The sequence below is a fragment of the Klebsiella sp. MPUS7 genome, assembly GCF_009905335.1.
In the GTDB taxonomy this organism is placed as follows: Bacteria; Pseudomonadota; Gammaproteobacteria; order Enterobacterales; family Enterobacteriaceae; genus Klebsiella; species Klebsiella grimontii.
This window is the reverse complement of the sequence record NZ_CP047604.1, coordinates 988,937-1,011,852: the sequence shown is the minus strand read 5'-3', so window position 1 is coordinate 1,011,852 and position 22,916 is coordinate 988,937. Positions and strand designations below refer to the sequence as shown.

25 protein-coding genes, 3 tRNA genes and 1 riboswitch are annotated in these 22,916 nt (G+C 61.0%); of the genes, 5 read left to right on the top strand and 23 right to left on the bottom strand.

What is annotated here, in order from left to right:
• The first annotated feature begins 12 nt into the window (after nucleotides 1–12).
• A complete protein-coding gene (gene csdA, locus GUC22_RS04870) occupies nucleotides 13–1,218 on the top strand; it encodes a cysteine desulfurase CsdA (protein WP_004132800.1) in 1,206 nt (401 codons plus the stop codon).
• Entirely contained in the window at nucleotides 1,218–1,658 is a 441-nt protein-coding gene (csdE, locus tag GUC22_RS04865) for a cysteine desulfurase sulfur acceptor subunit CsdE (RefSeq protein ID WP_004132798.1), read from the top strand. Before csdA ends, csdE begins: the two co-directional genes overlap by 1 nt.
• Nucleotides 1,659–1,797: 139 nt before the next feature.
• Here csdE and tcdA read toward each other — a convergent pair whose 3' ends face one another.
• Both tcdA and mltA read right to left on the bottom strand, forming a co-directional pair.
• Complete coding sequence (gene tcdA, locus GUC22_RS04860; protein WP_160183367.1) at nucleotides 1,798–2,607, bottom strand: tRNA cyclic N6-threonylcarbamoyladenosine(37) synthase TcdA; 810 nt, start codon at nucleotides 2,605–2,607, stop codon at nucleotides 1,798–1,800.
• 105 nt (nucleotides 2,608–2,712) lie between these two features.
• Complete coding sequence (gene mltA, locus GUC22_RS04855) at nucleotides 2,713–3,810, bottom strand: murein transglycosylase A (RefSeq protein ID WP_064410872.1); 1,098 nt, start codon at nucleotides 3,808–3,810, stop codon at nucleotides 2,713–2,715.
• 211 nt (nucleotides 3,811–4,021) lie between these two features.
• On the opposite strand from mltA, the gene GUC22_RS04850 reads away from it, so the two are divergent.
• The 3 genes from GUC22_RS04850 (at nucleotide 4,022) to GUC22_RS04840 (ending at nucleotide 4,343) form a co-directional block, all read left to right on the top strand.
• Nucleotides 4,022–4,098, top strand: a tRNA-Met gene (locus GUC22_RS04850).
• A gap of 47 nt (nucleotides 4,099–4,145) precedes the next feature.
• Nucleotides 4,146–4,222, top strand: a tRNA-Met gene (locus GUC22_RS04845).
• Nucleotides 4,223–4,266: 44 nt separating this feature from the next.
• Nucleotides 4,267–4,343: transfer RNA gene (locus GUC22_RS04840), tRNA-Met, on the top strand.
• A gap of 100 nt (nucleotides 4,344–4,443) precedes the next feature.
• Here GUC22_RS04840 and cobT read toward each other — a convergent pair.
• The 21 genes from cobT to pduF form a co-directional block, all read right to left on the bottom strand.
• Nucleotides 4,444–5,499 carry a nicotinate-nucleotide--dimethylbenzimidazole phosphoribosyltransferase gene (gene cobT, locus GUC22_RS04835; protein WP_049085253.1) on the bottom strand — a complete coding sequence of 352 codons (1,056 nt, stop codon included), beginning with the start codon at nucleotides 5,497–5,499 and terminating at the stop codon, nucleotides 4,444–4,446.
• Between the two features lie 74 nt (nucleotides 5,500–5,573).
• Nucleotides 5,574–6,119, bottom strand: coding sequence for a bifunctional adenosylcobinamide kinase/adenosylcobinamide-phosphate guanylyltransferase (gene cobU / locus GUC22_RS04830; protein ID WP_024358522.1), 546 nt, complete (start codon nucleotides 6,117–6,119; stop codon nucleotides 5,574–5,576).
• Complete coding sequence (locus GUC22_RS04825) at nucleotides 6,113–7,636, bottom strand: cobyric acid synthase (protein ID WP_160183366.1); 1,524 nt, start codon at nucleotides 7,634–7,636, stop codon at nucleotides 6,113–6,115. The genes cobU and GUC22_RS04825 overlap by 7 nt, the downstream gene beginning before the upstream one ends.
• Complete coding sequence (locus GUC22_RS04820; RefSeq protein WP_024358524.1) at nucleotides 7,633–8,448, bottom strand: energy-coupling factor ABC transporter ATP-binding protein; 816 nt, start codon at nucleotides 8,446–8,448, stop codon at nucleotides 7,633–7,635. The genes GUC22_RS04825 and GUC22_RS04820 overlap by 4 nt, the downstream gene beginning before the upstream one ends.
• 8 nt (nucleotides 8,449–8,456) lie before the next feature.
• Nucleotides 8,457–9,134 (bottom strand): energy-coupling factor ABC transporter transmembrane protein, encoded by a 678-nt coding sequence (locus GUC22_RS04815; RefSeq protein ID WP_024358525.1) that lies wholly within the window; start codon nucleotides 9,132–9,134, stop codon nucleotides 8,457–8,459.
• On the bottom strand, nucleotides 9,121–9,402 hold the full coding sequence (locus GUC22_RS04810) for an energy-coupling factor ABC transporter substrate-binding protein (RefSeq protein WP_004133685.1): 282 nt from the start codon (nucleotides 9,400–9,402) through the stop codon (nucleotides 9,121–9,123). Before GUC22_RS04810 ends, GUC22_RS04815 begins: the two co-directional genes overlap by 14 nt.
• Before the next feature lies 1 nt (nucleotide 9,403).
• Nucleotides 9,404–10,141 (bottom strand): cobalt ECF transporter S component CbiM, encoded by a 738-nt coding sequence (gene cbiM, locus GUC22_RS04805; RefSeq protein ID WP_004124457.1) that lies wholly within the window; start codon nucleotides 10,139–10,141, stop codon nucleotides 9,404–9,406.
• The gene (locus GUC22_RS04800; RefSeq protein ID WP_064343158.1) at nucleotides 10,138–10,851 is read right to left on the bottom strand and encodes a cobalt-factor II C(20)-methyltransferase; all 714 of its coding nucleotides are present in this window, start codon (nucleotides 10,849–10,851) and stop codon (nucleotides 10,138–10,140) included. The genes cbiM and GUC22_RS04800 overlap by 4 nt, the downstream gene beginning before the upstream one ends.
• Nucleotides 10,848–11,642, bottom strand: coding sequence for a sirohydrochlorin cobaltochelatase (cbiK, locus tag GUC22_RS04795; protein ID WP_160183365.1), 795 nt, complete (start codon nucleotides 11,640–11,642; stop codon nucleotides 10,848–10,850). The genes GUC22_RS04800 and cbiK overlap by 4 nt, the downstream gene beginning before the upstream one ends.
• A gap of 10 nt (nucleotides 11,643–11,652) precedes the next feature.
• Nucleotides 11,653–12,432 (bottom strand): cobalt-precorrin-6A reductase, encoded by a 780-nt coding sequence (locus GUC22_RS04790; protein WP_064343159.1) that lies wholly within the window; start codon nucleotides 12,430–12,432, stop codon nucleotides 11,653–11,655.
• Nucleotides 12,429–13,154 carry a precorrin-3B C(17)-methyltransferase gene (locus GUC22_RS04785; RefSeq protein WP_004124467.1) on the bottom strand — a complete coding sequence of 242 codons (726 nt, stop codon included), beginning with the start codon at nucleotides 13,152–13,154 and terminating at the stop codon, nucleotides 12,429–12,431. Before GUC22_RS04785 ends, GUC22_RS04790 begins: the two co-directional genes overlap by 4 nt.
• Nucleotides 13,154–14,209 (bottom strand): cobalt-precorrin 5A hydrolase, encoded by a 1,056-nt coding sequence (cbiG, locus tag GUC22_RS04780; RefSeq protein WP_004133670.1) that lies wholly within the window; start codon nucleotides 14,207–14,209, stop codon nucleotides 13,154–13,156. The genes GUC22_RS04785 and cbiG overlap by 1 nt, the downstream gene beginning before the upstream one ends.
• Nucleotides 14,190–14,963 (bottom strand): cobalt-precorrin-4 methyltransferase, encoded by a 774-nt coding sequence (locus tag GUC22_RS04775; protein WP_004124472.1) that lies wholly within the window; start codon nucleotides 14,961–14,963, stop codon nucleotides 14,190–14,192. The genes cbiG and GUC22_RS04775 overlap by 20 nt, the downstream gene beginning before the upstream one ends.
• Nucleotides 14,956–15,525 carry a decarboxylating cobalt-precorrin-6B (C(15))-methyltransferase gene (locus tag GUC22_RS04770; protein ID WP_004133665.1) on the bottom strand — a complete coding sequence of 190 codons (570 nt, stop codon included), beginning with the start codon at nucleotides 15,523–15,525 and terminating at the stop codon, nucleotides 14,956–14,958. The genes GUC22_RS04775 and GUC22_RS04770 overlap by 8 nt, the downstream gene beginning before the upstream one ends.
• A complete protein-coding gene (locus GUC22_RS04765; RefSeq protein WP_004133663.1) occupies nucleotides 15,515–16,120 on the bottom strand; it encodes a cobalt-precorrin-7 (C(5))-methyltransferase in 606 nt (201 codons plus the stop codon). The genes GUC22_RS04770 and GUC22_RS04765 overlap by 11 nt, the downstream gene beginning before the upstream one ends.
• Nucleotides 16,114–17,253, bottom strand: coding sequence for a cobalt-precorrin-5B (C(1))-methyltransferase CbiD (gene cbiD, locus GUC22_RS04760; protein ID WP_024358529.1), 1,140 nt, complete (start codon nucleotides 17,251–17,253; stop codon nucleotides 16,114–16,116). The genes GUC22_RS04765 and cbiD overlap by 7 nt, the downstream gene beginning before the upstream one ends.
• Complete coding sequence (locus GUC22_RS04755) at nucleotides 17,250–17,882, bottom strand: cobalt-precorrin-8 methylmutase (protein ID WP_004133657.1); 633 nt, start codon at nucleotides 17,880–17,882, stop codon at nucleotides 17,250–17,252. The genes cbiD and GUC22_RS04755 overlap by 4 nt, the downstream gene beginning before the upstream one ends.
• A gap of 10 nt (nucleotides 17,883–17,892) precedes the next feature.
• Nucleotides 17,893–18,852 carry an adenosylcobinamide-phosphate synthase CbiB gene (gene cbiB, locus GUC22_RS04750; protein ID WP_004133656.1) on the bottom strand — a complete coding sequence of 320 codons (960 nt, stop codon included), beginning with the start codon at nucleotides 18,850–18,852 and terminating at the stop codon, nucleotides 17,893–17,895.
• Complete coding sequence (locus GUC22_RS04745; RefSeq protein WP_064343160.1) at nucleotides 18,849–20,228, bottom strand: cobyrinate a,c-diamide synthase; 1,380 nt, start codon at nucleotides 20,226–20,228, stop codon at nucleotides 18,849–18,851. The genes cbiB and GUC22_RS04745 overlap by 4 nt, the downstream gene beginning before the upstream one ends.
• Before the next feature lie 87 nt (nucleotides 20,229–20,315).
• A riboswitch (cobalamin riboswitch) is annotated at nucleotides 20,316–20,484 on the bottom strand.
• Between the two features lie 287 nt (nucleotides 20,485–20,771).
• Nucleotides 20,772–21,683: a transcriptional regulator PocR gene (gene pocR, locus GUC22_RS04740; protein ID WP_004133653.1), complete on the bottom strand. Its 912-nt coding sequence runs from the start codon at nucleotides 21,681–21,683 to the stop codon at nucleotides 20,772–20,774.
• Nucleotides 21,684–21,871: 188 nt separating this feature from the next.
• The gene (gene pduF, locus GUC22_RS04735) at nucleotides 21,872–22,672 is read right to left on the bottom strand and encodes a propanediol diffusion facilitator PduF (protein ID WP_004105118.1); all 801 of its coding nucleotides are present in this window, start codon (nucleotides 22,670–22,672) and stop codon (nucleotides 21,872–21,874) included.
• Nucleotides 22,673–22,916 lie beyond the last annotated feature (244 nt).

Below are 22,916 nucleotides of genomic sequence, written 5' to 3'. Positions count from 1 at the left end.
ACGAGGAATCTCATGAACGCATTCAACCCCGTCCAATTTCGCGCCCAGTTCCCGGCGCTGGCCGACGCCGGCGTCTATCTTGATAGCGCCGCGACAACGCTCAAACCGCTGGCGGTCATTGAGGCCAGCGACCAGTTCTATCGCCTCAGCGCCGGCAACGTCCACCGCAGCCAGTTCGCCGCCGCCCGGCAGCTAACCGAACGCTATGAAAACGCGCGCGAACGCGTGGCGGCGCTGCTTAATGCCCCATCCGGCGAAGATATCGTCTGGACGCGCGGCACCACCGAAGCCATTAATATGGTGGCGCAGAGCTACGTGCGCCCGCGGCTGAAACCCGGCGATGAGATTATCGTCAGCGAAGCGGAACATCACGCCAACCTGGTGCCGTGGTTAATGGTTGCAGAGCAAACCGGCGCGCGGGTGGTGAAGCTGCCGCTGGCGGGCAACCGTCTGCCGGACGTGGCGGCGCTTGGCGCGCTCATCACGCCGCGCAGCCGGGTGCTGGCGATTGGCCAGATGTCCAACGTCACCGGCGGCTGCCCGGACCTGGCGCTGGCGATTCGCCAGGCCCACGCTGCCGGGATGGTGGTGATGGTCGACGGCGCGCAGGGGGCGGTGCATTTCCCGGCGGACGTCCAGGCGCTGGATATCGACTTTTATGCTTTTTCCGGCCATAAGCTCTACGGGCCGACCGGCATCGGCGCGCTGTATGGCAAACGCGAACGGCTGGCGGAGATGTCGCCGTGGTTCGGCGGGGGAAAAATGATTACCGAAGTCACCTTCGACGGCTTCAAAACCCAGCCCGTCCCCTGGCGCTTCGAGGCCGGGACGCCAAATATCGCCGGGGTGATTGGCCTGAGCGCGGCGCTGGAGTGGCTGGAGGAGACGGATATCGCGCAGGCGGAAAACTGGTGCCGCGGCCTGGCCACGCTGGCGGAAGACGAGCTGGCGAAACGTCCGGGCTTTCGCTCGTTCCGCTGTCAGGATGCCAGCCTGCTGGCGTTTGATTTTGACGGCGTTCACCATAGCGATATGGTGACGCTGCTGGCGGAATCGGGTATCGCGCTGCGCGCCGGTCAGCACTGCGCTCAACCACTGCTGGCGGCGCTTGGCGTCAGCGGCACTCTGCGGGCCTCCTTCGCGCCTTATAATACGCAAGACGATGTTTACGCGCTGGTGCACGCCGTTGACCGCGCTCTGGAAATTCTGGTGGACTAATGACGACTTCTCACCCTTTTGGAACCCGCATCACCGAAGAGACTTTACGCCAGACGTTTACCCCGCTCAGCCAGTGGGAGGATAAATACCGTCAGCTGATTTTACTGGGCAAGCAGCTTCCCGCGCTGCCGGACGACCTGAAAGCGCGAGCCAAAGAGATTGCCGGGTGTGAAAACCGCGTCTGGCTGGGATATTCCGTTGATGCCGAGGGCAAGCTGCATTTCTTCGGCGATAGCGAAGGCCGTATCGTGCGCGGCATGCTGGCGGTGCTGTTGGCCGCCGTTGAAGGTAAAAGCGCCGCCGAGCTGCTGGCGCAGGATCCGCTGGCGCTGTTTGATGCGCTGGGGCTGCGCGGCCAGCTGAGCGCCTCGCGCAGTCAGGGACTCAACGCCCTGAGCGAAGCGGTGCTCGCCGCCGCCCGCGAGGTTTACGCTCTTTGAAGTAGCCCGGACAGGCGCAACGCTCCGCCTCCGGGGAAAGCGCCTGCTGCGGAAAGACATTTTTGCGATGGCGCCCGTGAACAATCCCGGAGGCGGTGCTGCGCACCTGTCCGGGCTACCGTCTTGCCGCAATGAGGGCCTACGCCGTCAGCCGCTCCGCCTTCGCCAGCATTTTCTTCAGCGCGTGGGAGACGGCGACAAAACCAAAGGTCGCGGTTACCATCGTCGCGGCGCCAAAGCCGGATGCGCAATCCATTCGCTTCGGCCCCTCAGCGGTGCTTTTCATCGCGCACACGCTGCCGTCCGCCTGCGGATAAACCAGCGCTTCGGTGGAAAACACGCAATCCACGCCGAGCTTACCTTTGCTGTTCTTCACCACCCCGAACTGGCTCTTCAAACGCTCGCGCAGCTTTGCCGCCAGCGGATCCTGGATGGTTTTCGCCAGATCGGCGACCTGAATTTGCGTCGGATCGATTTGCCCGCCCGCGCCGCCGGTGGTCACCAGCGGAACCTTATGGCGACGACAGTAAGCGATTAGCGCCGCTTTCGGGCGCACGCTGTCGATGGCGTCAATCACGTAGCTAAAGCCAACGCCAAGATACTCGGCGACGTTTTCCGGGGTGACGAAATCGTCCACCACCGTGACCCGGCACTCGGGGTTGATCAGGCGAATGCGCTCCGCCATTACCTCGGCTTTCGCCAGGCCAACGTTACCGCCAAGCGCGTGGATCTGACGGTTGGTGTTGGTCACGCAGACGTCATCCATATCGATAAGGGTAATCGCGCCAATCCCGGTTCTCGCCAGCGCTTCCACCGCCCAGGAGCCCACGCCGCCGATGCCGACCACGCAGACGTGCGCGTCGGCAAAACATTGCAGCGCCTTTTCACCATATAAACGCGCCGTGCCGCCAAAACGCTGGCGCCAGGCATCGCTGATTACAACAGACATAAAACCTCAGAATAAGTGGATATTCCCGGGCCGCGGCGCAAGCGCCTTACCCGGGCTACCGTAGCCCCGGTAAGCACAGCGCGACCGGGGAAAAGAACGTGAGTACTAGCCGCTAAAGACGTTGCCCGCGCCCGGCGCGTTTTTCAGCACCCATACGCGGCCATAGTGGTTATACCAGCCGGCACGGTGTCCGGCATCCGGACCAATGCCCTGGTAAATATCGAAGTGCTGGCCTTTAATCGCGCCGCCAACGTCGAGGGCCACCATTAAACGCAGCTCGTACTGGCCTTTGAACTTGCCGTTATTGTCCAGCAGCGGTACTTCCGCCAGCAGCGTGGTGCCAGCAGGAACAATGGAACGGTCGGAGGCCACCGACGCGCGGCCAATCAGCGGCACCGCGCTGGCGCCTTTCACCGGCGCGAAGGACTGCGGTTTAAAGAAGACGAACGACGGGTTCTGCTCCAGCAGTTCTCGGACTTCCGCCTCGCTGTGCTTTTCGCCCCATTCGCGGATCGCCTGCATCGACATATCTTCGCGCTTCACTTCGCCGCGGTCGATCAGCACTTTACCGATGCTGTAATAGGGCCAGCCGTTTTTCCCGGCATAGCTGAAGAAGTTCAGCGGCGAACCGTCGCCAAAGTCAATGTAGCCGCTGCCCTGCACGTCCATGATGAAGTTATCCATCAGCGAGTTGCTATAGGCCAGGATGTAGTTGTCGCTCAGAGCGCCGGCGTAGATGCTGGCGCGGGACGGCAGCTTGCCGCGCTTCGGCGGCATCCGGTAAATCGGGTACTGGAACTCGCCCTGGCGAGTATGACGCGCCTGCACCACCGGCGTGTAGTAGCCGGTAAACTGAACGTTACCGTAGTTATCCGTCCCCTGCATCTGCCAGGCGTCGATACCAAACTGGCTCAGCGTGCGGGTGTCGCCGCCGGAACGCAGCCACTCCTGAATCGCATTGTAGACGTTGCTCTGGCTGGTATAGAGACGCGGAGAGGCGCTACGAATCTGCCTCACCTGCTCGGAGAAGTCGCCGGCGTTAATCGGCGAGCCGACCGCATCAGGTTGGTTAACCAGTGAAAACGGCTGGGTGAGTTTACCTTCATTATACTGCTGACCGCGATCGGTCGGTTTTGAGGAACAGGCGGCCAGCATTGCCAGCATCGCGCCTGTTACTGCATATTTTGCCCAACGTCCTTTCATGGTATCTCTTCTTTATGCTGCTAAGCCCGGGTGCGTGATGAAGATAACAAACCGCCAGGGCTAATGAAATGCGCTTAGGCACCGCAAAGGCAGTTTTGCGCAAAAAACAGGCGGGAAGTGCTTCTGTATGCACCATTTTTTACAAAATCGACGATTTCTGTCAAAAAGGGTTGCATCAAAACGTTAGCGGAGTATAGTGCGCTTCCACGGACGCGGGGTGGAGCAGCCTGGTAGCTCGTCGGGCTCATAACCCGAAGGTCGTCAGTTCAAATCTGGCCCCCGCAACCAATTAAAATCAGAGAAGTAACGTTACTCGATGGAAGAGTAATGACGGACGCGGGGTGGAGCAGCCTGGTAGCTCGTCGGGCTCATAACCCGAAGGTCGTCGGTTCAAATCCGGCCCCCGCAACCAATTAAAATCTGATGCAAGTTTACTCGATGAAGAGTAAAGACGGACGCGGGGTGGAGCAGCCTGGTAGCTCGTCGGGCTCATAACCCGAAGGTCGTCGGTTCAAATCCGGCCCCCGCAACCAACATCATAAACACCCTCAAGGGTGTTTTTTTGTTTCTGCGCTCCGCAAAATCTTATGCCTGATTCAGGGAACGGCGCAGCGCCGCTCCCTAATGCCTTTCTCAGCCCTTCGGCAACACAATATTGCTCGCCGCCAGCATGCCCATCTCGTGGTACATCGCGCAGGCCGCTTCCACGATCGGCATCGCCAGCGCCGCGCCGCTGCCTTCGCCCAGACGCATCCCCATATTCAGGTAGGGCTCCAGTTCGAGATGCATCAGTGCCGTACGCGCGCCCTTCTCCGCCGAATAGTGGGACGGGATTAGATAGGGTTTCACTTCCGGCGCAATTCGGCACGCCGCCAGCGCCGCCGCGTAGGAGAGGAAGCCGTCGAGCACCACCGGCAGGCCGCAGGAGGCCGCGCCCAGCATCACGCCCGTCATCCCCAATAAATCAAAACCGCCCACTTTCGCCAGCACGTCCAGGCCATCATTCGGGTCGGGTCGATTGACGGCAATTGCCCGACGCACCACCTCCACTTTGTTAGCGACTTTCGCCAACGGCAGATTAGCGCCAATCCCCACCACCTCCTGGGCATCGCTGCCGGTCAGGACGCTGACAATCGCCGCCGCCGGGGTGGTATTCGCCATCCCGAGCTCCCCGACGCCGAACAGCGTCACGCCATCCTGCGCCAGCCCTCGGGTATAGCGCATCACCTCCAGCAGCAGCTCTTCCGCCTGGCCGCGGCGCATTGCCGGACCGACGGCGATATTGCCGCAGCCGCGCGCCACGCGCATGTTGATAACGCCCGGAATAAGCTCGGCATCGATCCCGACGTCAATGACGTGCACCTTCGCGCCCGCCTGCGCCGCCAGTACGCAAACGCCGGTTTTGCCTAGCGTCATATTCGCCGCCTGAATCGCGGTGACCGCTTTCGGCGAGATGGCGACCCCTTCGTCCCACACGCCGTGGTCGGCGCACATCACCAGCAGCGCCTTCTTTTTCACCTGCGGGACGCCGTCAAGGCCGGGCATGCCCGCCAGCTGTACGGCAAGATCTTCAAGGCGTCCAAGGCTTCCGGGCGGCTTCAGCAGGCCGTCAATATGAAGCCGGGCGCGCGCCATCGCGTTTTCATCAGGCGCAGGGATCGCACCCAGTAGAGAGGTTAAGCTTTGCATAGAGGTTCTCGTCATGTTGGCTGGCTCAGGGCAGAGCCAGCAGGAAGAATAACTCCCGGTACGGAGCGCCTGATTTACTTGATTTTCACACCGATGCCCGACACCACCAGCCAGACGTCGTCCGCCGCCGCCGCAAGACGCTGGTTGACGCGCCCGGCGATGTCGCGGAAATGGCGGGCCAGACGATTCTCCGGCACAATCCCCATCCCCACTTCGTTGGTCACCAGCACCACGCGGGCCGGACAGCGCTGGCAGGCGGCGATCAGGACGTCGATTTCGGCGTCGATCGCCCGTTCCATCGCCGCATAATCCCAGCCGTCCGGTGCGCTGTCGCCGCCCAGCGCAAACAGCAGGTTGGTCACCATGGTGGTGATGCATTCCAGCAAAATCGCCTCTTGCGGGGCGATATCCGGCGTTATCAGCTCATCAAGCTGCTGCCAGCGCTCGGCGGTACGCCAGTGTGCGGGCCTGCCGTCGCGGTGGTGCTGGATCCTCGCCGCCATCTCGTCATCAAAGATCTGCGAGGTGGCGATGTACAGTACCTGCGGCGCATGGGCAATCAGCGCTTCGGCATGACGGCTTTTACCGCTGCGCGCCCCGCCGGTGACTAAAGTCAGCATATGGGCTCCTGATGCTGGCGCATGATGGCGTAGATTTTTTCGATATCGATATACTGGCGCATCGCGTCGGCCAGCAGATCGAACTGGCGGGATTTATACTGCGCATATTCGAAATCGCTATCCAGCGCCGCCAGCCCTTTACGCTGGCGCAGGCCGTTAACCAGCGCGCGGGTAAATTCATCGCTATCAAACAGGCCGTGCAGATAGGTGCCAAACGCCAGGCCGTCGTCGCTGACCGCGCCGTCCGCTACGCTCAGCCCGTTTTTATGGAGTTGCATCAGCGAACGGCAGCCGTCGCGAAGCTCGGTTTCGCCCATATGGATCTCATAGCCGCGTACGGCCAGCCCCGCCGTTGCCGCCAGCCACGCCGGTAGCCCTGGGGCCAGGGTCGCCGTCACCTGGGTCGTGGTTTTGTGCTGCGCAAAGTGGGTGACGGTATTGAGCAACCCCAGCCCCGGCTGCGTGCCAAGCCCCGACTCCACCTCATCAATAATGGTTTCGCCGAGCATCTGGTAGCCGCCGCAGATCCCCAGCACCGGTACGCCATGACGCCGGGCCTGCAGTACCGCGTGCGCCATACCGCTTTCGCGCAGCCAGCGCAGATCGCCGAGCGTGTTTTTACTGCCCGGCAGGATAATCATATCCACGCCCGCCAGCTCCTGCGGCTGGCGAACGTAGCGGACGCGGACGTCCGGCTGCGCCGCCAGCGCGTTGAAATCGGTAAAATTGGCGATGTGCGGCAGCTGAACCACGGCAATCTCAATGTCGCGCCTGTCGGTGCGCAGATATTTACCTTTTTGCAGCGCCACGCCGTCCTCATCTTCGAGATCGGCGTCCAGCCACGGCATCACGCCGAGCACCGGGACGCCGGTAAGCGCTTCTATCTGCTCGATCCCGGAGTAGAGCAGCGCCACGTCTCCGCGAAATTTGTTGATAATCACCCCCTTGACCCGCGCGCGCTCGTGGTCGTGCAGCAGCGCGAGGGTGCCGTAGATAGAGGCGAATACGCCGCCGCGATCGATATCCGCCACGAGGATCACCGGGCACTGCGCCATCTCGGCCATGCCCATATTGACGATGTCGCGATCGCGCAGGTTGATCTCCGCCGGGCTGCCCGCCCCTTCCAGCACCAGCACATCATGTTCGGCGGCCAGGCTGTTATAGACCGAGAGGATCTGTTCGCGCAGGCGCGGCTTATATTCGTGATAGCTCACCGCGTCCATATCGGTCGCCACCTTGCCCATCAGCACCACCTGCGCTTTGCGGTCGCTGGTCGGCTTGAGCAGCACCGGGTTCATGCGCACATCCGGCGTAATCCCCGCCGCTTCGGCCTGGAAAATCTGCGCCCGGCCCATCTCTTTGCCATCCGGCGTAATACCGGAATTGAGCGCCATATTCTGCGATTTAAACGGCGCGGTGCGCTGACCGTCCTGATAAAAAATACGGCACAGCCCCGCGACCAGCACGCTTTTACCGACGTCAGAAGCGGTGCCCTGTAACATAATTGCCAGCGTCATGACGCCTCCTTCATCGCGTTGCTTCGCATCCGCGTAAAAAATTCTTCTTCGGTTTTACACAGCGGCAACCCGAGCTGCGCGTGCAGCTTCACCAGCCACGGCTGGGTAAGCCCGGCCTGGGCCATCAGTTCGCTGCGGGCAAACACCTCGCCGGGTTCGCCGTGCGCCAGCACTTCGCCGCGGCGTAACACGTAAACCGCATCGCTAACTTCATAGATCAGATCGATATCGTGGCTGGAGATCGCCACGTGGTTGCCCCGATCGGCAATGCGCTTAATGATGTCGATCATCTGCGCGCGCCCCGAGGGATCGAGCCCCGCCGTCGGCTCGTCGAGCAGTAAGTAGCGCGCCTGCAGCACCAGCGCCCCGGCTATCGCCACGCGCTTTTTCTGCCCGTGGCTCAGGCACTGAATCGGCTGGTGACGAAACCCCTGGGCATCGACGAGAGTCAGCGCATCGTCCACCCGCCGGGCGATTTCCTCTTCCGCAACCCCCAGGTTACGCAGGCTAAAGGCAATATCGCTGTCGATATCGGTATAGAAGATTTGCTGGTCCGGGTCCTGAAAAACGGTCGCCACCTGCTGGCGCAGCGCCAGCAGGCCGCGCTTGCTATAGTCCAGCGGTTTTCCTTGCCACAGCACCGCCCCGCTCTGCGGACGCAGCAGACCGCTCAGATTCATAAACAGCGTCGATTTTCCGCAGCCGTTCGCCCCCACCAGTCCGGTCACCGCGTGATGGGAAAAATCCAGCGTCAGCCCCTTCAGCACCGGCTCGTCCTGATAGCGAAACCAGAGATCGGTCGTGGCAAGCATACTTATCCTTAGAGGTGAAAATCACCCTGATACAGTTTGATATCCAGCGTGGTGCTCATCTGCTGGTAGCGGATCATCACCCGGGTAAACAGCAGTCCTACCAGCATCGCCAGCGAACGATAGCCCTTCGGCACGCTACGGTAGCCAAAACGTAATGTTTGCGCACGGTGAATCGCCAGCGCTTCGTCTAACAGAATAAAAATAAAGCGCCAGGTCAGCAGGATTTGCTCGGTCAGCAGCCGCGGCACCCGCCCACGCTTGAGCAGCACAATAAGCTGCGGGAACGGCAGATTCAGCACCAGCCAGAAGGTGGACGCCAGCGCCGCCAGGCTGCGCCAGAAGGTCTGATTGGCGGTCGTCAGCCCCTCCGATGTGATGCCCAGCCGGACGCTGCCCAGCGGCAGGCTCACCAGCAGATCCTGCGGATCGCGGCTGACGCTAAACAGAATGGTCAACACCCCGATCAGCAGGAAGCCAAACGGCAGCGCCATCCAGCGGCACCAGCGCCACGGCGAGACCCGCAGCAGCCAGCAGGTTAAGGCGGCAATCAGCGCCATTTCGATACCCTGCCCCAGCGGTGGCAGGGTAAAGGCCAGCCCCATCAGCAGCAGCCAGAACAGGAACTTGCGCTCCGGCGCGACGTGAAACCAGCGGCTCTGGTAGCTGAGTCGGTCAAACCCGGTCATCACGGCGCTGTCTGCCTTTGCTGTAGCCCAGAATATAGAATATCACCGCCGCGCCAAGAGAGCCCTGGAGCGTAAACAGCAGGCTCTCAATCTCCCCGCTTGCCGGTTCATACAGCGGCTGGAACCACGGCTCATAATGCGGCGCGACCACCTGAATCTGGCTCTCCGCCTCGCCGTCCGAGCCGCCAAACTCGCCGCCGTGATCGACAAAGAACGGCAGGATTACCAGCGCCACCACCATGGCTAACAATATCAGCGTCTTTTTCATGTTAATGCCCCTGTGCGGTAATTAGCTGACGTTTGGTCAACTGGTCGTAGATCATGACGGTTAACAGCCCTTCAGCAATGGCGATCGGGATCTGGGTCAGGCAGAAGATCCCCATAAACTTGACGATCGAGCCGGTCGCGCCGGCAGTCGGATCCGGGAAGGCCACGCCGAGCTGGACCGAGGTGACAAAGTAGGTCACCAGATCCGCCAGCATGGCGCAGAGAAACACCCCGACATCGCGACGAATGCCCGCGCGGCAGGCCATTTTCCATACCATATAGCCGACCACCGGCCCGATGACCGCCATCGACATGCCGTTCGCGCCGAGCGTCGTCAGCCCGCCGTGCGCCAGCAGCAGCGCCTGGAACAGCAGCACGATGGCCCCAAGGATCGCCACCACGCCCGGCCCGAAGAGAATCACCGCCAGGCCGACGCCGGTCGGGTGCGAACAGCTGCCGGTGACGGAAGGAATTTTCAGCGCCGAGAGGACAAAAATAAACGCCCCGCACAGCGCCAGCAGCACCTTCTGGTTATTATCTTCCTGCACGATACGGCGCAGGCGAACCAGCCCGTACCACAGGCAGGGTAAAAACAGCAGCCACCACGCCAGGGCCCACATCGGCGGTAAAAACCCCTCCATGATGTGCATCGCGAAAGCCTTTTCGGGCACCACTATCAGCAATAGCGCCGCAGCTAAGCCGCTGAAAGACAGCTGTTTTAGCTGTTGTTCAAGTTTCATTCTGCATACTCCCACTGTTTGTTGACCAGAATGGTCGAGAAATAGGGCAGCGGCTGGTCGTCGCTGACTTCAGCCAAATGACGCCAGCACTGCTCGCCCGGCAGCGTGGCTTCGGACATCATCAGCGCGGCATCCAGCAGGCCGTTTTTCGCCAGCAGCGCTTTGATGCGGGGAAAGCGCCCGTAGACTTTCATCAGCACCAGGCTTTCATGCTGGCGCAGCGCCTGCTCGATTTCCGTTTCCGGCGCGGTGCAGGAGATCACCGCCAGCGACTGCTGTTCCATGGCCAGCGGCGTTTTTGAACGCGCGGCAATGGCGGCGAAAGAGGTGACGCCGGGCACAATCTCCAGCCACTCCGGGCAGCCGATGCGCTGGAGTAAGAACACCCAGGTGCTGAACAGCATGGCGTCGCCGAGGGTAATAAAACCGACCTGCTTGCCCGCTTCCACTTCCTGAACCAGCGCGGCGGCGACCTCGTCCCACACCGCCTCTTTTTCCGCGCTGTCGGCGCTCATCGGGAAATGGCAGCAGCGCACTTCGGTCTGTTCGCCGATATATTCGCGCACGATGGAGAGCGCGAGGCTGTCGCCGCCTTTACGTCCGGCGGGCGCGTAGAGAATGTCCAGCGTGCCCAGCACCCGCGCCGCGCGCACGGTGATCAGATCGGCGGCGCCGGGGCCGGTGCTCAGGGCGTACAGTTTGCCGCTCATTCCGCCTCCTCCATCGCCAGGCTCAGGGCCTGCCGCAGGTGGGCGACAAACATCGCGCGCACCGCCGGATTCTCTCCCAGTCCGTTCAGCCACGGCGTCGCCGTGATACCGGCGGCGTTGAACAGCGTTTTCCAGGAATCCTCTTCGTCCGAGGCCATATCGTTAATGGCGTGATCGCCGGCCACCAGCATCAGCGGCATCAGGTGCACGCCCTTCACCCCCTGCTGGCGCAGGCTGTCGATAAGAATATCGACCTCCGGATAGCTCTCGACCGCGCCGACCCGCGCCGGAAACCCCTTCGCCGTCATCATATGGTCCAGGCAGGCGTAGGCGGCGAAAGCGTGATGGCTGGCGCCGTGTCCCATAAAAACTACCGTTTCATCGGCGGCAAGCGGCGGCATCTGCTGGCGCAGCGCCTGCATCAGCTGGACGTAATCGTTATGGCTGCTCAGCAGCGGCGCCCCCAGCGTCAGGCGGAGGAACAGCGGGCGCAGGCTTTGCACTTCGCGGACGATCTTTTCATACTCATCGCCGTTGATAATGTGCAGCGACTGAATCGCCACATCCTGGTAGCCCTGCTCGGCCAGCTTCTGCAACGCCTGCAGCGGGGTATCAATCTCAATGCCGTCGCGCTGTTTGAGCTTGCGGATAATCATCCCGGAGGTAAAGGCGCGAAACGTGTCGCGGTCCGGGCAGCTGGCCGCCAGCTCGCGCTCGCAGGCGACGATGTTTTTTTCACAGGTGTCGGGATAGCTGGTGCCAAAACTGACCACCAGAAGCGCTTTTTTCATTTCTGACTCCTTAAGCAGCGGCCAGCCAGCGCGCTAAGCGCCGGGCAAAGGCAGCCTGACTTTCCAGTAATTCTTCACCGGTCACCAGCGGCGCCGGGCGCGTAATCACGATGCAGGGGATACCGGCATCCAGACAGGGTTGTACTTTTTCCTGATAGCCGCCCTCGGCGCCGGAGGCCTTGGTGATCACCACATCGGCCCGGCACTGGCGGTAGAAAGCGGCGTTGAACTCGGCGCTGAACGGCCCACACAGGGCGAAGATCTCGCCAACGCCGAACCCCAGCGCGGCGCACTGCGCGATGACATCGGCTACCGGCAACACCCGGGCCAGCAGCGTTTTTTCGCCTAATCCCGCCCGCCAGCGCGCCAGATCTTTGCTGCCCGTGGTGAGCAGCACGCGCGGACCGAAGCGCCGCGCGACCTCGCAGGCCTGTTCAATGCTCTCCACGGTATAGAGCAGCGGATGCGTCAGGCCGCTCAGCTGTTCAGGGCGCTGATAGCGGCTCAGCAGCACGCCGGCGGTTTCACAGGCCCGGACGATATTGCGGCTTACCGCTTCGGCGTAGGGGTGCGAAGCATCGATCACCCAGCGGGTCCGGTTGGCCTTCAGCCAGGCGATCATCTCCTCCGGCTCAAGACGCCCGCAGCGCACCTGCCCGCGAATATCGCCCGCCAGCTGCTGGCCGGTCGGCGTCGCCACCGACAGGGTGTAGCGAACCTGCGCCGCGTCAAGCTGCTGGCACAGCGCCCGCGCGTCGCTGGTTCCGCCGATCACCAGCACCTCACTCACAGCACGTAGCCCCGCGGGGTGATCATCAGGCCATCCTGGATATAGGTCGCTTTATTGCCGACGATCACCAGGCTGGTCATATCGACCGGTTCAAAATCCATTTCCCCTAAGGTGGTCAGCCATTTCTCCTGCTTTTTACGTCCGGCGGACTTCACTACCCCCACCGGGGTCTGCGCGCTTTTGCTGGCCGACAGCAGCTCAAAAGCGCGCGCCAGATGCCCTTCGCGGCCGCGGCTGCGCGGGTTGTAAAAACAGATCACGAAGTCGGCTTCCCCGGCGGCGACAATGCGCTTTTCAATCACCGGCCACGGGGTCAGCAGGTCGCTGAGGCTGATATGGCAGAAGTCGTGCATCAGCGGCGCGCCCAGCAGCGAGGCGGCGGCGATGCTGGCAGTCATCCCCGGGATCAGGCGAACTTCCACATCCAGCTTCTGCTTGCTGACCAGCTCAAGCACCAGTCCGGCCATGCCGTAAATACCGGCATCGCCGCTGCTGATCAGCGCCACGTTATGCCCGGCCTGCGCCAGCTCAATCGCCGCCTGGCAGCGTTCAATCTCTTTGCACATCCCGGTTTTGATCACCTGCTTATCGCCGGTAAAGGCTTTCACCAGGTGGGTGTAGGTTTTATAGCCAACGACGATTTCCGCCGCCTGCAGCGCCTCAATGGCCTCCATGGTCATCATTGACTGCGAGCCAGGGCCGATTCCGATTACGCTTAACATCAGTGTGAAACTCCCAAAGTAATAGTGACGCCCTGTTCGCGCAGGGTTTCGCCCAACAGTTGCCCATGGCTCAGCAGCCAGGCCGCCGGGCCGGATACGCTCCCCACGCCGACGGTGTTTCTGACGAACGATGAAGCGGGAAAGTGATGCTCATGCTCGCGCAGCGCATCAGCGGTAAAGGTTTCAAACGGCACGCGGCAGCAGGAGGCCAGCTGAATCAGCCCCTGCTCGTGCTTCTTCAGCGTGACGCTGCCGATGGCTTTCAGCGCCAGCGGATCGAGGCGCTGCGCCTCAAGCTGGCGCGCCAGCAGCGTCGCTAACAGCGGGAATGGCGTATCGCGACGGCAGCCAATTCCGGCGACCACCCGCTGCGGTACCAGCTTCCAGTGCGGCACGGCGATCGCCGGCAGTTCGTTGCGCAGGGTGACGCAGACCAGCGCGTCCAGCTCAGGAAGCTGGTGCAAATCGGTCACGGTGATAAATCCACGCCGGTCGCAGCGGCTGACGTCTTCATCCAGCTCGTCGTCCCACCACAGGCCGACGCGCTGATGGCTGACCAACATCTGGTTGACGGTTTTCACCGCCGCGCGGAAGTCGACCATTCGGGCATTAAGCTGGAACGCCAGGGTATCCAGCGCCGCCATCTCGTTGACGTCGGTGGCGGTGGTGATCACCGGATCGGCGCCGAGCATCCCGGCCAGATAGCGGCTCAGGGCATTTGCGCCCCCCGCGTGGCCGGAAAGCAGGCTAATAACGTGCTGGCCGCGCTCGTCAATCACCACCACCGCCGGGTCGCTGAACTTGTCATTCACCAGCGGGGCCAGCACGCGTACCGCGATCCCGGTGGCGCCGATGAAGATCAGCGCCGAATAGCTGCTGAAGGCCTCGCGCGCGGCGCTGGCAAAACCGTTTTCAAAGGGAAGAAACCCCTCCTCCAGCAGCTTCTCGCTGGTAAAACAGGTTAACGGCAGCATCGCCGCCAGCCGTTTCGCCAGCCGGACGCCGCCTGGGGTCAGGCAAAAAAGCGCGATTGATTCAGGCTTTACGGTATTCATGGCTAAAGTCCGCCGCGTAGAGTTTTGAGTAGTGATACTCAGAGCCCAGGAAATTCCCGACCAGAATGAGCGCCGTTTTGCGGATCCCCGCCTCGCGCACCTTGTCGCCGATATCCGCCAGGGTGCCGCGTACGGTCTGGCTTTCCGGCCAGGTCGCTTTATAGATCACCGCTACCGGCGTGGTTGCCGGGTAACCGCCTTCAATCAGGCGCTCCGCTACCCGATGAATACGCTGCACGGAGAGGTAAATCGCCATCGAGGTCTGGTGGCTGGCAAACGACTCAAGCTGCTCGCGCTCCGGCACCGGCGTGCGCCCTTCGAGGCGGGTAATAATCAGGCTCTGGGAGACTTCCGGGACGGTGTATTCGACGCCCAGCTCCGCCGCGGCGCCCAGAAACGCGCTGACGCCCGGCACCACCTGCCAGTCGATGCCGCGTTTAGTCAGCTCTTCGCCCTGCTCGCGTACCGAGCCGTACAGCGACACGTCTCCGGTCTGTAAACGCACCACCGTTTTCCCGGCGTTAACCCCGGCTTCCATCAGGTCGAGAATTTGCTCCAGATGCAGTTCGGCGCTGTCGTGGCACTCAGCGCCAGGCGGACAATACTCCAGCAGCTCGGTGTTTATCAGCGACCCGGCGTAGATCACCACCTGGGCCTGCTGGAGCAAGCGGTAGCCCTTGAGGGTAATCAGCTCACGGTCGCCCGGCCCTGCGCCAACGAACCACACACTACGGGGATCAAATGTCTCAGCCATGGTTTTCTTCCTTCTGACAGGCGATAACAAAAACGGGATTATTCGGTTTGAAATAGTGGCCGCTGCCAAGCGTTGTCAGCGCTGAAACGTTCAGCTGCAGGCAATCAACCTGTTCGATTCCCTTCAGCCGCAGATAGTCGAGAGCGGCGTTCAGGTTCTCCTGGAGGATAAAGGTCATCACCAGACGACCGCCGGGGTAGAGCTGCTGCCACGACCAGTCAATGAGCGCGTCGAGGCGGCCGCCGCTGCCGCCCATAAAAATGGCGTCGGCGCGTTCGGTGATCACCATCGGCGCTTCGCCGGGCAGGATCTCAATGTTGCCGCAGGCGAAATGCTGGCGGTTTTCGTCCAGCAGCTGCAGGGCCGCGGGGTTGCGTTCGACCGCCGTCACCTGCAGCGAGGGATACTGCAGCGCCGCCTCAATCGACACGCTGCCGGTACCGGCGCCGATATCAATCAGGTGGCTTGCCCGGTGCAGTTCAAGTTTGGCCAGCGCCAGCGCGCGAACCGCCTCTTTGGTCATCGGCACCTTCTCGCCGCGCAGAAAAAGCTCATCTTTCATCGAGGATCACCACCGCGTTCATCTCATATTCACCGTCGACCTCACTGACCGGTAGCCAGCGGATCCGCTCGTTATCCATCGCCAGATTTTCGCCAATCACCATCCAGCGATACCCTTTTCCCCGCGCCGCCAGCTGGGCGGCGATTTCCCGCGGCCCGCAGCGCCCGTCGGTCACCATCGCCACCTTGCGCTGGCGCGCCAGCTCATCAAAACAGACGTCTCGCCCGTGGCTGCTGGTCAGCCAGATATCGTTCATATCGATACCGGCCTTCGCGCAGAGATACTGCACCGCGCTGATGCCGGGAATAATGCGCACGCGATCGATGCCAAAGTGGGCTATCAGCCGCGTACCGATGCCGTAAAAGAGCGGGTCGCCGGAGGCCAGCACCACCACCTTCTGCGCGTCACGCTCGCCGAGCCAGACCAGCAGTTCGGCGATATTGGCCCCCAGCGCAAACCGTTCGCCGTCAAACTCAGGGAACTGCTGCAGATGCCGCTTGCCGCCCACCAGCGCGTCCGCACTGGCGACCGCGTCCCGCGCCGCCGGCGTCATCAGATGCAGGCCCGACGGGCCCATGCCAACCACTGTTAACATGACATCTCCCGCGCAATCTCGGCGATCGGCCGATTGCTGCCGAGGACCTTGTTATCAAAGGAGAACATGATGGCGTCGCAGACGGGCGGCGCTTTGGTAAAGCGCAGCATCTGCATCACCCGCAGGCAGATGCGTTCGGCAAGATGGTGATAGATATGCTGAAAACCGTACGCGTCGATGTGCTCCATCGCCGCTTCGGTGGTATCGCATTCGCTCACCAACTGCAAAAGCGCCAGCGGCGCGCCCAGCAGCGCCAGATGCGCGACCAGGGTTTCCATCCGCGCATCGGCGATATGGCTGTGGGTGTGGAAGATCCCGGCGGCGACTTTAATCAGCTTGCCAGGGTGGCCGATCAGCACAATCTGGCGGAACCCGAGGCGCACGGCCTCTTCAATCATGTAGCCGACGAAGTTGCTCATGGTGACCACCACCTGCGAATCGATGCCCATCTGCTCGCGGACGAAGCGCTCGCCGTGGTTGCCCGGCACCAGCACCACCCGCTCCAGCCCCGCCGCGCGCTTAATTTCCAGCTCCAGCGACAGCGAACGCTTCCAGCTCTCCTCCGACATCGGCGTCACGATACCGGTGGTACCGATAATCGAGATGCCGCCCAGAATCCCGAGCCGCGAGTTATAGGTTTTCTGCGCCCGCGCCTCGCCCTCCGGGGCGAAAATCTCGACTTCGGCCCCGCGCGACGGGCCTATCGCTTCGCGCACCGCCGACTCAATGGTATGGCGCGGAGTGCGGTTAATCGCCGGGCTGCCGATGGGCAGGCCGATGCCTTTGCGGGTGACCGTGCCGACGCCTTCGCCGCCGCGCAGGGTAATCTCGCCGGAATCGTCGAGCGTCACGCGGGCAAAAATCAGCATCCCGTGGGTGGCGTCAACATCGTCGCCGCCGTCTTTACGAATGGCGGCGATCGCCTGCTGCCCTTCGACGTGCGGCGACTCGACGTTAAGGCACAGGGTGACGCCGGAAGGGGTAACAATGGAGACCTGATGAATCAGATGCTGGCGCATCACCATCAGCGCTGCGACCTTGGCTGCCGCCGTCGCGCAGGATCCGGTGGTATAGCCTTTGCGCAGCGCCTTGCCGTTATGCCACACCGGGGCGTCAAAGGATTGCTCGCTCATCGCGCCCCCTGTAAGTGGTACAAAATGGCGTTGACGATGGCGGCGGCGACGTTGCTGCCGCCTTTACGACCCAGCGCGGCGATACCCGGCAGGCCACTCTGCGTCAGGGCTTCTTTCGACTCCGCCGCGCCGACAAAACCGACCGGCACGCCAATCACGCCGTTGACCGCGACGTCATGCTCCAGCAAACGAAACAGCGCGGTGGGCGCATTGCCGAAAACAAACACCTTCTCGCCCTCTTCGGCGACCGCGATATCGACCGCCGCCATCGAGCGGGTCATCCCCTGCGCCTTGGCCTCCGCCACCACCCGCGGATCGCTGATATAGCAGCGGCACTCGCCGCCGAATTTCGCCAGCAGGGTTTTATTGATCCCGGAGAGCGCCATGGTGGTATCGGTATAAAGCGTGCAGGGCTGGCTCAGGGCGGCGCTCAAGCGCGGAAGAACGTCGGGCGAAAACCACAGAATATCCAGCCAGTCAAAATCGGCGGTGGTGTGGATCACCCGCTTGATAATGGCTTCGTGCAGCGGGCTGGCAAAGCGGTAGTCCGGGCGGGTCTGCGCAATAATGTCGCCAATAATGTCGAAGCTTTTCGCCTCAATCGCCTGCGGTTGCTGGATATAGTGCATTCATTTGTCCTCAGGCTGCGCCGACCAGCCAGTACCGGACCGCCATAAACAGCGCCAGCGCCAGGGTCGAAGACACCCACATCAGTCGAATCGTTCGGGGAATATCGTCTACGGAAATATCGCGCGTCGCGTCGCCGATCCACGGCTTCTCCACGCGCTGACCAAAATAATCGTTAGGGCCGCCAAGCCGGATGCCGAGCGCCCCGGCGACCGCCGCTTCCGACCAGCCGCAGTTCGGACTGCTGTGGTTGTAGCGGTCGCGCCAGCCGATGCGCAGCGCGCGGCCGCCCGCTTCACCGCAGAGGAGAGCGGCGAGGCTAATAAGCAGCCAGCTCAGGCGCGCGGGGATAAAGTTGGCGACATCATCGAGGCGGGCGCTGACCATGCCGATCGCGCGATATTTTTCGTGCTTATAGCCAACCATCGAGTCCAGGGTATTGACCGCTTTATAGGCCATCGCCAGCGGCGCGCCGCCCAGCAGCAGAAAGAAGAGCGGCGCGATAATGCCGTCGACGGTGTTCTCCGCCACCGTCTCCACCACCGCGCGGTTAATCTGCCGCGCTTCAAGCTGCGACGTGTCGCGCCCGACGATCCACGACAGTTTGATACGGCTCTCCGCCAGATCGCCCGCGCGCAGCGGATGCTCTACGTCCCGCGCCGACTGCGCCAGACAGCGTCCGGCCAGCACGGTGAAAATCATCCATACTTCAACCAGCCAGCCAAGCCACGGATGGACCGCCTGCGCCAGGGTCAGCACGCCCCAGGAGACGCCCCACGTCAGCCCGACCACCACCAGCCACATCACCGCGCCGCCGAGGCGCAGGGCCACATCGCTGTGACAGTAGCGGCGCACGCCGCGCTGAACGGCGGCGATCAGGTTACCAATCCAACGCACCGGGTGCGGCCAGCTCTGCGGATCGCCGATAATAAAATCAAGGAGCCAGGCAACGCCCCAGGCCAGCAGCGTCATAGCGCGCTCCTTGCCGCAGCCAGCCAGTGGTTAAGCATCATGGGACGCTGCGCAAAGTGCAGGTGCAGATAGCTGGCGAACGTGTTGCCCACCTGCCAGCCGCCCGACCACTGCTGAAGGGTGATGCCGTCGCGGACTTTGCGGCAGGCCAGGACCGCCGGGGACTCGGGGGTAAAATCTGAGTAGTGAAACTCGTGCCCGCGCAGGGTTTCGCCGGGCGCCGCCAGCAGAGTTTGCCGCATCGCCCGCGCCTCGCAGTAGCCAAAGCGGGTCAGCCGTTTGCCCATTTTGCTATGGCCGGGAATAAGGTTGGCCATCGGATAGATCTCACCGCTGGCATCTTCAAGGGTGCTGCCGAGATACATCAGACCGCCGCATTCGGCGTAAATCGCCACGCCACGTCGGTGCGCCTCCTGCAGCTGCGCCAGCATCGGCGTATTGGCCGCCAGCGCGGCGGCGTGAATTTCCGGATAGCCGCCGCCGAGCCAAATCATCTGGCACGGAGGAAGCTCGCTATCGTGCAGCGGGCTGAAGCGCACGATATTCACCCCGCAGCGCTCCAGCAGCGTGAGGTTATCCGGGTAGTAAAAGTTGAAGGCTTCGTCGTCGGCCAGCGCCAGCGTCAGGCCTGCGCCAGCATCAGGGCGCGGCAGCGGCGGCCACTCCCCGGCGGGTAATGAACTGAGCTGGCTGAGGGTAAGAAGTCTTTCAATATCAAGGGTTTGCGCCAGCATGTGGGCAAAATCGCGCCACGGCTGCTGGTTCACCAGCGACTCGCGGGCGGTAACCAGCCCCAGATGGCGTTCGGGTAACGCCACCCCTTCCACTCGCGGTACGTAGCCGAGCACCGGCAGCCCGCAGTAGCGTTCAATGGCGCCTTTGAGAAGCTGATAATGGGTTTCGCTGTTGACGCGATTGACGATAACGCCCGCGATGTTCAGGCTGGGGTCGAAGTGCTGAAATCCCATCACCGTGGCGGCGATAGAGGTGGAAACCGCTTTGCCATCCACTAGCAGAATAACCGGACAGCCGAGCTGTTTGGCCATCGCGGCGGTGCTGCAGTAGCCGGGGTCGGCGCCGAAGCCGTCATACAGCCCCATTACGCCTTCAATAACCGCGATATCCGCCCGCTGCATCCGTTCGCAAAACAGCGCGTTCAGCACCGGTTCCGGGAGCATAAAGCCGTCGAGGTTGCATGAAGCGACGCCGCTGACGGCGGTGTGCCAGCCGGTGTCGAGGTAGTCCGGGCCGACTTTGTACGGCTGCACCCGCATGCCGCGCTGCTTCAACAGGCTGAGCAGGCCAAGCGTAACGGTGGTTTTACCACAACCGCTGCCGGTACCTGCGAGAATAAATGCGTGCTGCCTGGCTGCCATACCCCGATCCTGTGCCGGGTGGTAGGGCTGCGTGCATTCCCAGTCTTTCGACTGTACGCATCTGAGCAACCCACTTCCCACCGAAGTTGTTGATTATTACCGACAGGCAGGTCTTCTGGCTTAGCGTCGTCCTCCCCCATCCTTCCCAATCCGGTAAGCGGATCAGTGGCTAAATATGGGTTCGTCAGCATCACAGCAGCGGGGGCTGCGGGGGATTCACACCCCCTTCCCTGGCGCCTGTCGGTTTAGTCCGTCGTGATTCGAGCGGGACTGCCCGGCTCGAATGCTTTCATGTACATCTTACGGAAGCTGGATGACTCCCGTCGTTTGCAAAGGATGCTTCATTACGCCGATGGCGCTCTGAAAATCGTTTCAGGTGTCACTCTATCCCATCAAATAAATAAAAACTGGTGCAGCTTATCGCTCACTCATTATTATTTTGTTGCGCTATGACAATTTATTGCTCTGAATGAGATATTTTCATTTTATAATGAGCCAGATACGCGGACATATCAAAAATCGGCAATAACAAAATATTGTCATTTAAATTGACTCAGTTTGTGATCTGGCGTTAATTTGCTGGCGATAGGCCTGCGGAGTCACCTGATAAGCCTGGCGAAAAACTTTGCAAAAATAGCTGGTTTGCGAAAATCCTAAATTTCGCGCGATGCTGGCGATGCTCCAGTCGCTGTGGCAAAGCAGCTCTTTGGCGCTCACCATCCGCTGATGGTTCACCCACGCGTTAAAGCCGATTCCCTGATATTTTTTGAACAGCTTACTGAAATAGTAGGGGCTGAGATAAACGTGGGCGGCGACGTCTTCCAGGCGCAGCTCGTCGGATAAATGGGCGTCAATGTAGCGCAGCGCCTTCTTCATTTTACTGTCGTGAGGACTCACCGCCCGGCTGGCGCGCGCGGGTTCAGGCTGCTGCGGATTGTCTTTAATCACTACAAAATTAAGCTGCTTTTTCAGGCAGTTCTCGACGATCAGCTTCAGTAAATCCGCAGAGGCAATCACTCTTGAGTAGTCCATCTCCGGCACGTCGCGGAACGCTTTAAGCAGCTCGGGGTCAGCCTGCCAGCGGTCGTCGACGTTGAGGATATCCACCAGCTCAACGTCATTGCTTAAGCGCACCTGGCCACAAAGCACGAAGCCCACAAGGTGTCCGGCGATAACCAGCGGAATGGAAAAATCGGTTAACCCGGCGTGGCAGCGGTAGATACAGAGCGCATCGGTTTTCGAGGCCTCGAGGCCGCCGCAGCGGTCGCTCATTCGGCAGCGGGTGCTGTGCTGGGGATGCTGGCGCATCAGCTGGCAGAAAGGGGTGAAATTAAACAGTTCGGATATTTCATCACCGTGAATATTGACAACCACAACCGCCAGACTGGTGGCCTGCGCAAAATCCTGTGCGATTTTATTAATGAGTTCTGAGTTCAGTGTGCTCGCAGAAATCATGATAAAACCTCTCAGTTAATTTTTTGTTATAAATAAAACATTTCTTTAATATTCACTTCCTTTCATCATCATTTACCGCCAACGATAAAAGAATATTACGATAGCAAAAGTCTCCCATCCGTGGGAGACGTTTTTGGCCAGTTCGTGATACCGGTTCATGAAATTTTTTAGCTATTTCAGCCGATACATTAATCCTCTAATTTACAGGTATTACACGGTAAGTTATTCCCGATCAGATAACGATAGATCGCCGCGCCGAGGCAGGCGCCGATCAGCGGCGCAATAATCGGTACGATAAAATACGGAATATCCCTTCCGCCGGTCATCGCGATATCGCCCCAGCCCGCCATCCAAGTAAACAGCTTCGGTCCAAAATCACGCGCCGGATTCATCGCGAAGCCGGTCAGCGGCCCGGTTGAGGCGCCAATCACCGCCACCAGCAGGCCGATCAGCAGCGGGGCCAGCGGCCCTTTCGGTACGCCGTTGCCGTCGTCGGTCAGCGCCATAATCATCCCCATCAGCATGGAGGTGATCACCACTTCAACCAGCGCCGCGTGCCAGATGCTCAGCGACGCCGCCGGGTAGGTGCTGAAAATACTCGCCAGCTGCAGGCTCTCTACGCTGCCGCGAGCGATATGGTGGGCGGATTCAAACTCGGTAAACATAGTGCTGTACAGCACATAGGCCAGCACCGCGCCGCCAAAGGCGCCTGCGACCTGTGAAACGATATAGGGGAAAACTTTACGTCCGGGAAAGCAGGCAAATAGCCATAAAGCCACGGTCACCGCCGGGTTGAGATGGCCGCCGGATATTCCCGACGTCAGATAGACGGCAAGCGAGATCCCCAGCCCCCAGATAATGCATATTTCCCATAGCCCGAGGCTCGCGCCCGCCACTTTCAACGCGCTCAGGCAGCCGATGCCGAAAAACAAAAATAGCCCGGTGCCCAGAAACTCGGCGGTACATTGCGCTTTTAACGAATCATTCATGGTGACACCTTCTTAGCAGAGTTCGTGTCCTGACCAGCCAACCTCCTGCTGGCAGTAGAGTACAACGAGCATCACTATATGAACTCCGCTCCACAAATTGTTGGCAACCTGCCGACGGCGGCCCCGGAAAATTCGGGCATCAATAACAAATTATTGTCATGGAATAAGCCGGAAAAGCTACGCTGACGCGTAGATTCTGTAATTAACCGGTCCCTTTGGCATGCAAAAATATTGCTAAAACGAA